Here is a 14638-nt window from a genome sequence, read left to right as displayed (position 1 = left end):
GGGACAAAGGAATGAAGGCTAAGTGCGCCACCTCATGTGGCAATGCCTTCGTGACTAACATCCTGTTGGCCTCCGCAGGGTGAGCGATGAACCATCACCGTCGCTTGCGCGTCGATATGATGTTTCATCTGTCTCACTAATCCTGCCGGAGTCGCCACCTTTCACTACAATCAATGAAGTGAGTAGTACTCAATTGTAAGATATTGCATTCCTATCGCTTGGATGAATAGTAGTCAAAGTTAATATTGTGATAAAACCGTTTGTTGAATTAAGGATTCTATTTTGTAAGGAAGGAAAAAAAAAGTAGATTGTTATTTATATTAGTGGAAATAAAGAAGAGAAATTGCATCTTCGAGAGCTTCCTCTATAAATAGGAAATTAGCTTTTCTCTAGTTATCCAAAAATGTACTTACCTGTTTCCAAGATTTGTAGGAGGGCGACGGACAGAAAAAGTAAAACTTCAATCAGTGGGGCTTCATCCCCACTGATTGTTAGTTGAACCATTCGGGCTTTTACGGGCAGTTTTCTACTGCCCGTTAATGCGGGACAAACGCCATAAGATTACCGAAGAAAAGTGATATTGGTTGTGACGGATGTCACAACCAATATCACTAAAAATCCACTCTGTAATCATATAGCCAAACGTCTGTCCAAAGCTCTTCCAAACGATAGAAACAGGTTTTGACCTTAAAGGACCGGGCGTCTTTTGCCTGGTTTTTCTTATTAAATAGTTCCTTTTGCCGCACGTTCTACAAGAACATCTTGCGGTAGTTTCCAAAGTTCCATCCACTTACGTATAGAAGTAACGAGAATAATGAAACCTAGAATTAGCATGATAACGGAAAGCGTCCCATTTAAGAAGTTGAAACCAGGACTTGCTGAATTCCAGTATACATTTTTCACCATCCAGTATCCCGCTACATTTACAGTTACATATAGATAAGCTAGCGGAATCAGACAAGTTAATATATACCATCGTTTTTCAGCAATTTTCAATACAATCGTAGTCCCAATGATTAAGCCAATAGAAGCCATCAACTGATTGGATACCCCAAACAATGCCCAGACAGAGCTTATATCACCGGAATACAGTAAGTATCCCCACATAAAACAGGCTAACGCACTTGCAAAAATAATTGCTCCAATTGAATTTCGTTTTAATGGTTTAAAGAACGTTCCACCGAAGTCTTGGATGAGATAACGAGCAACTCGTGTGCCCGAGTCAATGGCTGTTAGGATAAAGACTGCTTCAAATAGAATAACAAACTGGAAGAAATACGATGCCAATTTATCAAATATTGGAATCTCAGTAAAGATATACGTCATTCCTACAGCGAGTGTTACAGCTCCACCCGTTCTTCCTTCGAGATCCATCCCAATTTCTTCACTAAGCCTGTCTAAATGAACTGTTTCCAATCCTAATGTTGCAAATTTCTCTGGTGTGGAATTAATGGCAAAATAATCTCCTGGCATTAAAGAAACAGCAGCAATTAAAGCCATAATTGCAACTAAGCACTCCACAAGCATTGCACCAAAAGCAACTCCTTTAATATCGCTCCAACGATTGATCATTTTCGGAGTTGTCCCCGAACCAACGAATGCATGGAATCCGGAGATTGCACCACATGCAATGGTGATAGAAATAAATGGCCAAACTGGTCCAGCAATAATTGGACCGCCTCCATTGATAAATTCCGTAAACGCAGGGAATTGAACTGCAGGATTTACATAGAATACCCCAATGATTAAGGCTGCAAATACACCAATTTTCATAAAAGTACTTAAATAATCGCGAGGCGCGAGTAATAACCAAACTGGTAATGCTGCAGCAAAAAATGCGTAGATAGGTAACGCTAGTGCGATTGTACTTTTTTCTAATGTTAAGAAATCACCTAATGCCGTCCCTTGGATATTTGGACCCCAAATGATAGCCGCCATAATAAGTCCAAAACCAACAATCGTAGCACCTTTTAAGTTTCCAGTTTTTTTATGATATAACCCAACACCCATTGCAATCGGAATCGTAATTCCTACAGCAAATGTTCCCCATGGGTTTCTCTCTAAAGCACTTAGCACAACTAATGAAAGACCAGCCATAGTGATTGTAATGATAAATAGCATTGCTAGCCCTGTACAGAATCCAGCCACAGGACCGAGCTCTTTTTTTGCAATTTCTGATAGAGATTTTCCATCTTGACGCATGGAAGCAAAGAGCACAACCATGTCATGAACTGCTCCACCAATTACCGCCCCAATTAGAAGCCAAAGCAATCCTGGTAAATAACCAAATTGCGCTGCCAATATCGGGCCAACTAACGGTCCCGCCGCAGCAATCGCCGCAAAATGATGACCAAACGTAACCCATTTGTTCGTGGGTACATAATCTTTTCCATCCTCCAGTTCATGAGCCGGAGTAGGTTTTGAATCGTCTAACTTCAAGACTTTTGCAGCCATGAACGTACCATATAAACGATAAGCTATTAATAGTATACATATAGAGCCAATAACAATTGTAACCGCATTCATTTTTCTTTACCCCCATCCTCTTAAGTATAGTAATCATACTAAATTTGAGATTGGTAAATTCATATTCTAGTTGAATTACAAATTTTCAAGGATGAATTACAAAAATGGGGATATGAAATACATTTTAATATTTTAATAATTAGAAATTAACGTACATTTTGAAATCTTTTACATATGTTCGACTAACAGGAACTTTTGATTGATCTTTCAATAACACATTATAGGTAGAATTAAACCAAGGATGAATTTCGACAATGTGATCCATGTTCACAATAAAACTTCGATGAACTCGCATAAACTGGGCATTGTTCAATTTTTTCTCTATAACAACTAGTGAATCACTTACAACGTATTCTTCATTCATTGTTTTGACCTTACACTTCCCTTCAAATGCTTCCAAATAAATGATGGAGTCATTCTCTAGTAAAACTATTCTTTCATCCACAAGGACCGCAGTTTTTCCCAAGTTAACTTTGTTGGTCAAAGAAGTGAAGGGACGTTTTTCATTCCCAATTTTACCAACTTGCATAATCTTCTCCAGTGTTTTACGGATACGCTCTTCGTCAAATGGTTTTAAAATATAGTCGATTGCATTCAGTTCAAAGGCTTGTAAGGCATATTCATCGTATGCTGTTGCAAATACAATTGAAGGAGTTGGTTTGAGTTGAAGTAATCTTTTAGCCAAGTCTAAACCGTTATCTCCATCTAAATCAATGTCTAAGAAAACAAGATCTGGTCGATGTTTGGATATATCCTTTATAGCCTCTTTAAGACAATTCGCTTCACCAACAATCTCCACTTGTTTACTTTCTGTAAGAAGATATTTTAATTCCTCCCTTGCCAATGGTTCATCTTCCACTATATACGCTTTCAACATTTTGATGTAAAACTCCTTTACTATCAAGTGGGATAGAGATTGCTATAGATGTGCCTCTATTCAATTCACTCGTTATTTCTAACTTTGCTTGACCATTATAAATTCCAGCTAATCGCTTACTTATATTGAATATTGCTGTTCCCGTTCCTTTTTTTGAAACCATGATTTGTTTACCTAATAAATCCAACTTTTTAATAGGAATTCCTACCCCATTATCTAAGACAACAATACGCAAATTGTTATTCAATGAGTAAATATTAATTTTTATCTTTCCTATACCGACTAAACTTTTGAACGCATAATTAATGGCATTCTCCACAAGCGGTTGTAGTGTAAATGGAGGAATGGATATCTTTTCTAATCCATTTTCAATTTCAAACTCGATAAGATACTTGTCTGGAAACCGTGTTTGTTCTAGCGATAAATATGCCTTCACGTTTTCGATTTCCTTTTCTAATGGAATAAGCATTTGCCTAGCCCCTTGAATATTCCCTCGAAGAAATGAACTTAGCTCCAACAATAACTTCCTAGCTTTTTGTGCATCTGTTCGACATAAGATAGAAATAGAGTGGAGACTATTAAATAGAAAATGTGGATGAATTTGCGCATGTAATGCTTTTATTTCTGCATCTTTTAATAACTTTGTTTGTTTTTCTGCCTCTGCTAGCTGAAGTTGTGTAGAAAAAAGATTTGCAAGTCCTTCTGCTAGTTGTTGCTGAATATTATCTAACTTACTCGGCTTGATAAAGTACATTTTTAATGTGCCCGCCGTTTTGTTTTGTATCTTCAACGGTAACACGATAGCTGCTTCTAACGAGCAATTAATATGTGAACAAAAAATTTCTTCCTTAGATTTGGCTACTGCAATTCTACCTGTTTCTAGTACCTTTTTTGTTAACCCTGTTGTTAGTTCTCCCTCTGGAATATGATGGTCTGATTCAGCCCCTACATGCGCTAATACTTTATCTTCATCTGTTATTGCAACTGCATCGGCATCCGTTAACTTCAACATGATTTCTGCAATTTCTTTGCATGAATCTGTATTTAATCCTTGTCGGAAAAAAGGTAAGGTTTGATCAGCAATATAAAAAGCTTTGCTTGTTTGATTTGCTCGTGCACGTTCTTCATCACGGACGATTGTCTGAATAATATACATGAATAGAAACATTCCTAATCCATTCACTAAAATCATCGGAATTCCAATTACTTGCACGAGTGCCCAAGCCTCTTCAAATGGTTTTGCAAATGCTAATATAGTTAGCATTTGTATAGCCTCTAACGCCATCCCTAATTTAGCAGCGTAAACAGGTGTTATTTTCTTATCTTGCTTTAATCTCTTTCTCGATAAATACCCAGATAAAATACCTGCTGCAACAACAGCCAAGGAACAGGCTAATGCTGTGTAACCACCAAGAGAATACCTATGTATACCGGCGATTAGACCTGCGCCAAATCCAACAATAGGGCCTCCTAATATCCCTCCAATCACAACTCCCATTACTCGTGTGTTTGCAATCGCATTATCAGGGTCAATTCCCATAAGCCAACCACTGTTAACAATAGTACCTCTCTGAATTTCAATTCCTGTATAGTTACTGATCAATCCAAAGGTTCCAAAAATTAAGATGAGAACCACTTTTTCGATCCAATTATGCTCGGTGTGAATAACCTGACGAAATGACTTTAATTGAGAAAGTAAGAATGCAACAATAACGATAATGCCTACTTTTTCTATCATTAATGCAACTAAAACAAAAATCATCGCTACATTCACCCTCTTTCTTAATATTCTAATATATTTATCATACTTGAAAAGTCTTTAAAAAAATACCTCCTTTGAATTTCATAAACAAAAAAATCAACCGTGTTATTAATCGGTTGATCTCTTTGTATTCGCACATTGGTGCACCATTATCTGTATCACTGTATGTAATGTAAAATCTGCCATCCCTTATAGATGCTCCTGTTTGTTTATAAATCTAATAACCCTTGCATTCTCTTTTATTTCTAATAGATGCATCCCCGTATCACCTGTCGCAAATATATATTCACTTGTATTTGGTTGCTGTAGAAACGCCTTGATGAACTGAGAGATGAGTCCTCCATGAGAGATAATCGCCACCCGGTTGTAACTTTGGTAATCTAGAATGATCTTGTTAAAAATTACTTCTGCTCGGAAGCGTAACTCTAATTCCGATTCTCCTTTTTCAATAGGAACATGAATTGGTCTACCATCTGGAGGTAATGGGTATTTTATAAGGGCTTCCTCTCTGGAAAGACCCGCTAGCACACCATTATTAAATTCCATTAAGTCATCTTCTAAGAGCAAGTCGCAGCCTACGGATTTCTGTAGCGTTTCGGCAGTGCTTTTTGCTCTTAATAGAGGACTTGCTAGGATAATGTCAGGTGGAAGGTGTTCCGTTACATACGCGGCCATATCTCTTGCTTGCTGCTCCCCTAATTTAGTTAAAGGAAAATCAGCCCTTCCTTCATGCACACATAGTAAATCTGCTTCTGATTGTCCGTGTCTAATGATAAGTAGCTCCAAGTGTACATCTCCTCTTTACTTCATTACATATTCTGCTAATACACTTTGAACCTTATATATATTTAAGGATTTATTGAATTTTTTCTGTATAGGAACTGCGCTTCCGGATAACCAAATTTTTAATTCCGCATCCAAGTCGAAGGTGCCTGCTGTTTCAATCGCGAAGTGAACGACACTTTTATATGGAATTGAGTGATACTCTACCTTTTTCCCCGTCATCCCTTGTTTATCGATAAGTAATAATCGTTTGTCCGTGAAAACGATCAAATCCCGTATAAGCTTATACGCATGCTCCACCTTTTCAGAAGGGGCAAGTAAATCCTTTAATTCACTTTCTACTTTATCGTTTTCTATCTCCGATGCATTCCCCATTAATCCATCTAAAATCCCCATCCATATTCCTCCTAAAATGCATTTTTATATTAATTCAAGAACTTTACCTAGATCTCCTGCTAGTATTGGAATAAAACTTATAACTCACTCGTAATTAATAGACTGCAGAGAGTTTCACCTGACAAATAGAGATTATACGGAAATAAACAATCAAAACCAGAACAACTACCATAAACAAAGATGAAAATAGAAACATTCACTATTTTTCCAATTAACGTGAATGTTTCTATCAAAGGGTCGCGTATAAAAAAGGAATGAAACCATTCATGGAGTCATTCCCTATATTTTAGTTTATACAGACTTAAGTTCTAATCTTTTGGCTATTAAAGATAATCCATAATTGACTACAAAGTACATGAATGCAATTAATATAAAAATTGGAATCACATAGCTCGTCTGTTGTGCTTGAATAATTTTTGCGTGATGAAGCAATTCTGGTAGAGCTATAACAACCGCCAACGATGTATCTTTAAGTAGTGAAATAAATTGACTAACTAGATTTGGGACCATTCTTCGGAGAGCTTGTGGTAAGATAATTAGTCTTAATGCCTGTACATACGATAAACCTGATGAACGAGCTGCTTCCATTTGCCCTTTCTCAATTGAATTTAAGCCGCCACGAACTATTTCAGCTAACATGGCTGACTCAAAAACAGTTAGTGCCACAATGGCAGAAACAGTAATACTTAAGTTAATTCCTATTATCTTAGTAAATTGTAAAAGCTATATTATTTAGTCATCACTGTACTTAAATAAAGGTGACTTCTCTTTCAACCCTGAGCGAGAAGTCACCTTTTTCATTTAAAATAAATATTCAATTACTCTTCTTGTTTTCTAAAAAATAACGAGCCACCAACTAAAAACACACCACTAAATAAGAAGATTCCCGTCATTCCTACAGAACCGCCAATAACACCAAAAAAAGTAGGTGCCACTAACTGGAAAAATCGGTTAGTAGCTATACGAAGCCCTAATACTTCCCCTGTCCTACCAGGTGGAGAAGCGTTATATGTAGTTGTCATCGAAATTGGTTGACCGCAGCCCAAGCCTAGGCCCATCACAATGGCCAACAAAGCGATTAAGAACACCGATTGACTTATTGGTAAAAGTAGAAAAGTAATTCCGGCAATTAAAATAGACAAAAATAAGATTGTATCTCTCTTATAATTTTCCAATAACTTCGGCAATACAAAGCGGACAAACATCGTAGCTAGCCCTTGTAAAGCTATAATCCATCCAATTGCAGAGGTGGACAAGTTCAACTGTTTTCCTAGCAACGGAAAATATGCTACAAAAATATCTTTGGAATATAATACAAGTGCACTTGAAAACAACGCTTTTCGTATGAATGAATTCTCAAATAGCTTAAGTGAGTCTATTAGTTTGGTAGGTGTTCCTGTAAGTTTTTGCGTAACTTTTGGAATCTGAAATGAAAAAACAATAGAAATAATACCAATCACTATACAAAAAATATAAACCATCTGAAAAGATACATGCTCTGAAAGGTAACCACCGGCCAATGGTCCGATGACGGCTCCTAAAGCAACACAAAGACTAAACATACTAAAAAAATAATCTCTATTTTTGGCGGTAGATTGATGCCCTAACAGATTTTGTAAAGCAATCGGAATACAAATATTCGCGAGCCCTAGTAATAATTGACTTGCAAATAACGCCCATATTGTCGTAAAAAGTGCAGGAACAATCATCCCGGCAATTGCTGCAATAAATCCAAAAATTACCGGCATTCGATCTCCGAATTTATCAATAACTTTTCCTGCATGAATCGAAAATACCATTGGTAATAAAGCGAATGATGATGTTAAGATACCTATAATGACAATAGATGCTCCAAACTCATCTGCCGATAACGTAATGACTGGTCTTGTCGCATTAATGATTGTCTGAAACAAAAAAATAAGCAATAAAATGCCTTGTAACTTCATATGTATCACTTCCAAAAAATTTATTTAACACGATTAATAAGCATATTTATTAAAAGGAAGGACTTAAAATTAATGAAAAAACCACAAGTTTTATTTAAATTTAAGGCACTTGATTTTATTGAAAAAAATGCTATTTATGAAGCAGCACATACTTTTAAAAATGCAACTTCCGGAGTTTCGTTAGAGCGTCCTATTGTTATATTATGTATTGGATCAGATAAAAACATTTCGGACGGTTTCGGTCCTTTAGTCGGTACTTTCTTAATTGAAAATAACTTTCCATATAAAGTGTATGGTACTTTACAAAATCCTGTCAACGCATTTAATCTAGAGGACACCATAAATAAAATTATTAAAAACTATGCAGATCCATTTATCATCAGTATTGATGCTAGTTTAGGAGAACCGACAAAAGTAGGATATATTCAACTGAATGATGGCCCAATTCATCCAGGACTTGCATTAGGCAATGAGCTGCCACTTGTTGGCGATATGCATATAAAAGGATTTGTAAATACATCAGTTCCTACCTATCCAGCACATTTTCTGAATGATACACGCTTATTCCATGTCATGAATATGTCACGTGCAACGGCACATTTATTAATAACCTGGTCCCAGTTGAACAGTCCTCTTAGGCAAAATATCTAAGAGGACTGTTTTTTAAAATATCGTAATTGCTCCTGTCAGTAGTGCTACTATTATTAAAATACTGGAACAAAGAAATGCCCATTTAAAAGCATAGCGTTGAAAATCCCCTAAATCCACTTTTAACATGCCCACTAATAATAAAGTCGATGCAACTAAAGGACTTAAAAAATGAACAGGTTGCCCTAAAACAGAAGCTCTTGCAATTTCAAGTGGACTTACACCATAAGCTGATGCTGCTTCCGCTAAAATAGGAAGTACTCCAAAATAATAAGCATCATTTGATAAAACAAAAGTAAATGGCAAACTTGTAATAGCAACTACTAATGGAAAAAATGATCCTACAGAATCAGGAATAATACTTACTAAAGACATGGCAATCGCATCTACCATCTTAGTACCGGAGAAGATTCCTGTGAAAATTCCAGCAGCAAATACCAATGTTACAACAGTTAATGCATTACTTGCATGTGCGTCTAAACGTTCCTTTTGCAAATCCAAGTTGGGATAATTAATCAATAATGCGACCATAAATCCTATCATAAATAAAATAGGAGCTGGCAGTAGACCTAATACTAAAATACCCATTACTGCAATAGTTAAAATTAAGTTTAACCATGTTAAGTGCGGTCTCTTCAAGTGATCTGTACTTTCCATTGACAATGCCAACTCTGGCATACCCCAACTCTTTTGTTCTTTCTCATTAAGTACAACAACACCTAATCTTTTTCTTTCTTTTCTTCCGAGTATAAAAGCTATACCTACAATACTTAGCATACCACCCAATAGCGTTGGTAAAATGGGTATGAAGAATTCGTTAGCATCTAGCCCAAGAGAAGCAATAGCTCTAGTAGCAGGTCCTCCCCAAGGAGTCATCCCACTCAATACACTTACAGACAACATGGAAACAGTACCTAGAATAAGTGGGTTCATGCCTAAGCGTAAAAACAATGGTAACATTGCTGAAATAGTAATCATATGTGTGGTTGTTCCATCTCCATCAAGGGCAACTAGCATAGAAATTAAAGCAGTTCCGATCACAATTTTCAAGGGATCCCCTTGTACGATTTTAAGCATTTTTTTAATTAAAGGATCAAACAATCCTGCATCGATTAATACACCGAAAAATAATATAGCAAATAGTAATAACGCTGCAGAAGGTGCTACAACCTTTAACCCATCTAACATCATCGTACCTAAATCTTTATAAAATCCTCCGATTATAGCAAATACAATTGGTACAATAGCAAGTGCAGTTATTGGTGATAACCTTTTTGTCATAATTAGCAATGTAAATACAATCACCATAGATAAACCTAAAAACGTTAACATATACCCACCCCTTAAATAGAAATCGCTTACATTATGAAAAATTAGAATTTTCCAACTGAAACTATTTCACAAGGTTAATATATTTATATTTATAAGTAAAATATATATTTTTTTAGATTTAACTTAAAAATAACTTATAATCTAATTTATTCCTCATAAATTTGAAGAAACTCGATAAATACTTTAACAATTTTTAAGTTCATAACCTCCTCTTTATGCAGTACCCATGTATCTCGAATAACTGGTTCCTTATCTCGATAATATAATTCATAACGGAACAATTCATCTGATTCTCTTAAACAAATTTCAGGTAGAATCGAAATCCCTAAATCATTTTTCACCATTTCCTTACATGTTTCTTGGCGATCTGTTTCCATTGTTACATTAGGCGGATCTTGAAAATGATCATGCCACCAAACGTCAATCAATTCCTTCAATGATGAGTCAGTTTTATACTGAATAAAAGGTAAAGTAGGAATTTCCGCAAAATCAACTTCTCTTTTAGATATCAAACATAATCTTTCTTTATGTAATAATGTTTTAACCCCATGCCAAGCGTAATTACCTCGCATTATACCAACATGAACACTAGATGTATTTAACAAATCCATTATATGTTTACTCCATCCAGTATGAACTTTAAACTGAATGCTCGGATAGTATTCGGAAAATCTCTTAAGTATTCGAGGTAACTTATATTGAGCAAAATTACTAGATGCACCAATATTCAATACGCCACGTAATTCTCCATTCACATTAAGCACTTCATCTTGAACTTGCTTAAGACGCTTCATCATTTCCCCGGCATATTTAATGAGGTAAATCCCTTCTGTTGTAAACTCTATCCCTCCCCTAATTTTGTAAAAAATTTTCACTCCAAAACGTTCTTCGATATTATTCATACGATACGTAAGAGCGGGCTGAGATAAGTATAATTTCTTAGCCGCATTACTTAAGTTTTTCTCTTCACTAATAACTATTAAAGAAATCCAATCTTTCTCATCCATCAGAAATCATTCCCTTTATAAAAATTTTTTTCAAAATATTTAAAAATTTATCTATTTTACTTATAACATATACTCCCATAGGATGGAAATATACAAAAACATCGGGGGTGTGAAAATTGATGAAGATTCCAGTTACAATTATGCGCGGAGGAACAAGCAAAGGAATATTTATTTTAGAGGAGCATATGCCAACGAGTCGCGAGCAATGGCAACCGTTTTTATTGGACTTAATGGGGAGTCCTGATCAAAAGCAAATTGATGGTTTAGGTGGCGCAAATTCACTAACAAGCAAGGTCGCTATCATTAAAAGATCAACTATTCCCGGAATTGACGTGGAATATACTTTTGCTCAAGTAAGTATCACTCAACAAACCGTTGATTTTAAAGGAAACTGTGGGAATATCTCATCAGCTGTTGCACCATTTGCTATTGAACAGGGTTTAGTTGCTGCTCACTCCCCTCTGACTCGTGTCACAATTTTCAATACAAATACGAATAAATGTATTATTTCTGAAGTAGAAGTACAAAACGGTCAAGTAAAAACAGAGGGATCTGTTGAAATTCCAGGTGTTCCTGGTACAGGATCTCCTATTTATTTGTCTTTTAGAAATGCAGAAGGTGCAGTTACCTCCAAGCTATATCCAACCGGTTCTCCGATTGATACGATCATTTGGCGCGGAAAGGAACTACCGATATCCATTGTAGATTTTGCCAATCCATTAGTGTTTTTACACGCGCAAGATATCGGCTTATCTGGTACCGAACTTCCGAATGAATATACAGAAGAGCAACTTACTATGCTAGAAGAAATCCGAAGCATTGCAGCAGAGCTTTGCGGATTTTGCTCAAGAGAAGAAGCGACTTTAAAATCCCCTGCAGTTCCGAAAATGACTGTTGTTGCAGCTCCTACAGATTATAAAGATATGTCTGGCAACTTACAAAAAGCTAACCAAATGGATCTTCTTATCCGAATGATGTCCATGCAAAAACCTCATGGTGCATTAGCAATTACAGGTGCTATTTGTACGTCGGCTGCTATTTATTCACAACAAACTATTCTAAAAGATATAGTAGGTTTAAGAAAAGAAATAATACGCCTAGGTCATCCCGCTGGAATTATGCAAACAAAACTAGTAGTTAGTTTTGGTAAGATTGAAAGTATTACAGTTATTCGTACCGCTCGCAGAATAATGGAAGGTTACGCATTTACAAAGAAATCCTATTCAAGCGTTCCATTAGAAATGAGTATGTAAAATCTAATAAAAGCCAGGTTTCCATAAAGTAAGGCTGGCTTTAACTTCTCGTTGGTGACTATTTCATTGCCCATAATTAATTTAAGTTAATAGCCCAAGTCCATCCGATTAGTTAACTCTGGTATGGGCTATTTTCATGTTAGAATAGATAACTATTTTCCGTACCATTTTCCTATTGGTTGTTACTTATAATTACCGCAATTATTATGCATGGTTTACGTACTTATCTCTGGAATAATCTATTCACAAAGTCGGTGCTACCAAAGCCGCACTTTTGTTAAACTTTGAACCTTTTGAAGCAATGGTATTCGGATTCTTCCTGTTAGGTATTAGCATTCAACTCCTACAACTGATTGGTGCTTATATAATTGTCATAGGTGTTTCCATATCTCTTTAAACTAAAAGTAAATAGTATAAAAATAGATACTTCTACATATGTAGAGTATCTATTTTTTGTATAGCAATCTGCATAACTATAAAAAAGCAAATTTACTTTAGCGGAATTTCCACAATAGCCGTTGTTACTGATTCGGCTGTTGAATCAATAGAAATTTTCCCATTATATTTATTTACTACTTCCTTAACTATAAATAATCCTTGTCCTCTTATTTTTCCTTCTTCTTCATTTTTTGTTGAATACCCTTGATTAAAAATTTGTTCTTTCTCACGAATCTGTGGACCAGTATTTGTAATCTTAAATAGATAATTAGTATCATTTGCCGTACATTCAATCGATACTTTTCGTTCTCCCTCTGGACAGTCTATCGCTGCATCCATGGCATTATCGATTAAATTCGATAAAATAATGATTAAGTCCGTCGTTTTTATTCTCTCAAATGAAACATCGCAGATTGCTATATCCATATCAATATGATGATTTTGTGCCGCTAGTTTCTTAGTTTGCAACAATATCGAAAGTCCTGGATGATCTATATTTACTTTAATGGATTCAATCGTTTTTACTTCATTAAAAAGAGAGGATGCATATTGTAATGCCTTATCCGACTGTCCTATTTGTAGGAGTCCATGTAAAACTAGAATATGATTGTTAAAATCATGTCGTACTGAAGACACAGAGGTTATTAATGCTTTTATTTCTGTTTGATATGTCTCCTCTGTATGCCCCACTTCCTTTGCGACCTCTCTTTGGTACCATCTCTGCATAAATAAAAAGGAGCCTATCACGATGAAAATGAATACACCGTTGAATACAAGCATTACAGTATTCCTTTCTAACGCAGCCAATTTAATCTGATTGATTGTATCTGCACTCGTATCGATACCTAAATAACCTAGTATTTTGCCTTCATTGTTCTTTATCGGTGCTCCAACAGATAAATAATCTCCATAACTTGGATCCTTCAGTACTTCGGTCACATATGTCTTTCCCTCATAGGCTTTTTTTACTTGCTCTTCTGGTACTGTACATGCATCCCCTATCCGATAATTATCTAAACTCTCTAGCTTGCCAGAGTGCCCTATTATCATCTGTTTAGATACTTTAGGATTATCGACCTTTAGTGTATAAACATATAGGGAGCCTAACTTTTCGCGTGCATCACTCAAATAGATTTGAATTTCTCGAAAATATTCATTTTTCTCTGGGTTATCCAAAAATTTCTGATAGGTTTCTACATCTATAGAGGAAGCTATTGACTTGGCCGCTTCTAAACTTTGGTTTGCAACTGATTCTTCGACTGTATTTTTCATTCTCACGTATGAGGTATACACATTTAAAGCTGAAAAAAAGAGTAATAATACAGTAGACAGGACAAAAATTATTTTTACTTTATGACTTTTCATATACATATGTACTTCCTTTAGTTAGTTCTATTAAAAGTAGATTATTCGACAATTTTCATGCAAATAATGTAATTATACTATAATACATTACTAATAACCTGATGTGTCTTACGTATCCTATTTTTACAGAACGATGTATGGGATGAAAAAGGGTATTATTAGGTATCATTCACATATTACCTTGCAATTTACGATACTTTTTCACCTTAATTGAATAGTCCTTTCTTATCAATTTGATAATCACTAAAGATTACAAAGTTATAGTCGATAATAAGATGTAGTTAATAATAGCTAATTTAAATATT

At 35.5% G+C, this 14638-nt stretch carries 12 protein-coding genes and 1 pseudogene; 3 read left to right on the top strand and 10 right to left on the bottom strand.

Annotation, left to right across the window (positions count from 1 at the left end; all coding sequences use genetic code 11):
- Positions 1–723: 723 nt before the first annotated feature.
- The 7 genes and pseudogenes from cstA to ACN6MX_RS00400 all read right to left on the bottom strand — a co-directional run bounded on the left by cstA (position 724) and on the right by ACN6MX_RS00400 (position 8290).
- Complete coding sequence (gene cstA, locus ACN6MX_RS00430) at positions 724–2526, bottom strand: carbon starvation protein CstA (RefSeq protein ID WP_419960733.1); 1803 nt, start codon at positions 2524–2526, stop codon at positions 724–726.
- Between the two features lie 139 nt (positions 2527–2665).
- Positions 2666–3403 (bottom strand): LytR/AlgR family response regulator transcription factor, encoded by a 738-nt coding sequence (locus ACN6MX_RS00425; protein ID WP_419960732.1) that lies wholly within the window; start codon positions 3401–3403, stop codon positions 2666–2668.
- Positions 3375–5162 carry a LytS/YhcK type 5TM receptor domain-containing protein gene (locus ACN6MX_RS00420; RefSeq protein ID WP_419962514.1) on the bottom strand — a complete coding sequence of 596 codons (1788 nt, stop codon included), beginning with the start codon at positions 5160–5162 and terminating at the stop codon, positions 3375–3377. The genes ACN6MX_RS00425 and ACN6MX_RS00420 overlap by 29 nt, the downstream gene beginning before the upstream one ends.
- Positions 5163–5354: 192 nt before the next feature.
- A complete protein-coding gene (locus ACN6MX_RS00415) occupies positions 5355–5951 on the bottom strand; it encodes a histidine phosphatase family protein (protein ID WP_419960731.1) in 597 nt (198 codons plus the stop codon).
- A 15-nt stretch (positions 5952–5966) separates the two neighbouring features.
- Complete coding sequence (locus ACN6MX_RS00410; RefSeq protein ID WP_419960730.1) at positions 5967–6344, bottom strand: PH domain-containing protein; 378 nt, start codon at positions 6342–6344, stop codon at positions 5967–5969.
- 291 nt (positions 6345–6635) lie between these two features.
- Positions 6636–7046, bottom strand: a pseudogene (locus ACN6MX_RS00405) (amino acid ABC transporter permease); the annotation flags it as partial.
- Positions 7047–7162: 116 nt separating this feature from the next.
- Entirely contained in the window at positions 7163–8290 is a 1128-nt protein-coding gene (locus ACN6MX_RS00400; RefSeq protein WP_419960729.1) for an MFS transporter, read from the bottom strand.
- 72 nt (positions 8291–8362) lie between these two features.
- Here ACN6MX_RS00400 and yyaC point away from each other — a divergent pair, with 72 nt between their 5' ends.
- Positions 8363–8941 (top strand): spore protease YyaC, encoded by a 579-nt coding sequence (gene yyaC, locus ACN6MX_RS00395; protein WP_419960728.1) that lies wholly within the window; start codon positions 8363–8365, stop codon positions 8939–8941.
- Positions 8942–8953: 12 nt separating this feature from the next.
- On the opposite strand, the gene ACN6MX_RS00390 is transcribed toward yyaC, so the two are convergent.
- Positions 8954–10270: a CitMHS family transporter gene (locus ACN6MX_RS00390; protein WP_419960727.1), complete on the bottom strand. Its 1317-nt coding sequence runs from the start codon at positions 10268–10270 to the stop codon at positions 8954–8956.
- A gap of 146 nt (positions 10271–10416) precedes the next feature.
- On the bottom strand, positions 10417–11277 hold the full coding sequence (locus ACN6MX_RS00385; protein ID WP_419960726.1) for a LysR family transcriptional regulator: 861 nt from the start codon (positions 11275–11277) through the stop codon (positions 10417–10419).
- Positions 11278–11393: 116 nt separating this feature from the next.
- Here ACN6MX_RS00385 and ACN6MX_RS00380 point away from each other — a divergent pair, with 116 nt between their 5' ends.
- Positions 11394–12530, top strand: coding sequence for a 2-methylaconitate cis-trans isomerase PrpF family protein (locus ACN6MX_RS00380; RefSeq protein WP_419960725.1), 1137 nt, complete (start codon positions 11394–11396; stop codon positions 12528–12530).
- A gap of 241 nt (positions 12531–12771) precedes the next feature.
- Entirely contained in the window at positions 12772–12927 is a 156-nt protein-coding gene (locus ACN6MX_RS00375) for an EamA family transporter (RefSeq protein WP_419962513.1), read from the top strand.
- Positions 12928–13019: 92 nt separating this feature from the next.
- Here the strand turns inward: ACN6MX_RS00375 and ACN6MX_RS00370 are convergent, their stop codons facing one another.
- The gene (locus ACN6MX_RS00370; RefSeq protein ID WP_419960724.1) at positions 13020–14333 is read right to left on the bottom strand and encodes a GHKL domain-containing protein; all 1314 of its coding nucleotides are present in this window, start codon (positions 14331–14333) and stop codon (positions 13020–13022) included.
- Between the last annotated feature and the right edge of the window lie 305 nt (positions 14334–14638).

Source organism: Psychrobacillus sp. BM2, assembly GCF_048572895.1.
In the GTDB taxonomy this organism is placed as follows: Bacteria; Bacillota; Bacilli; order Bacillales_A; family Planococcaceae; genus Psychrobacillus.
This window is presented reverse-complemented; position numbering and strand designations above follow the sequence as displayed.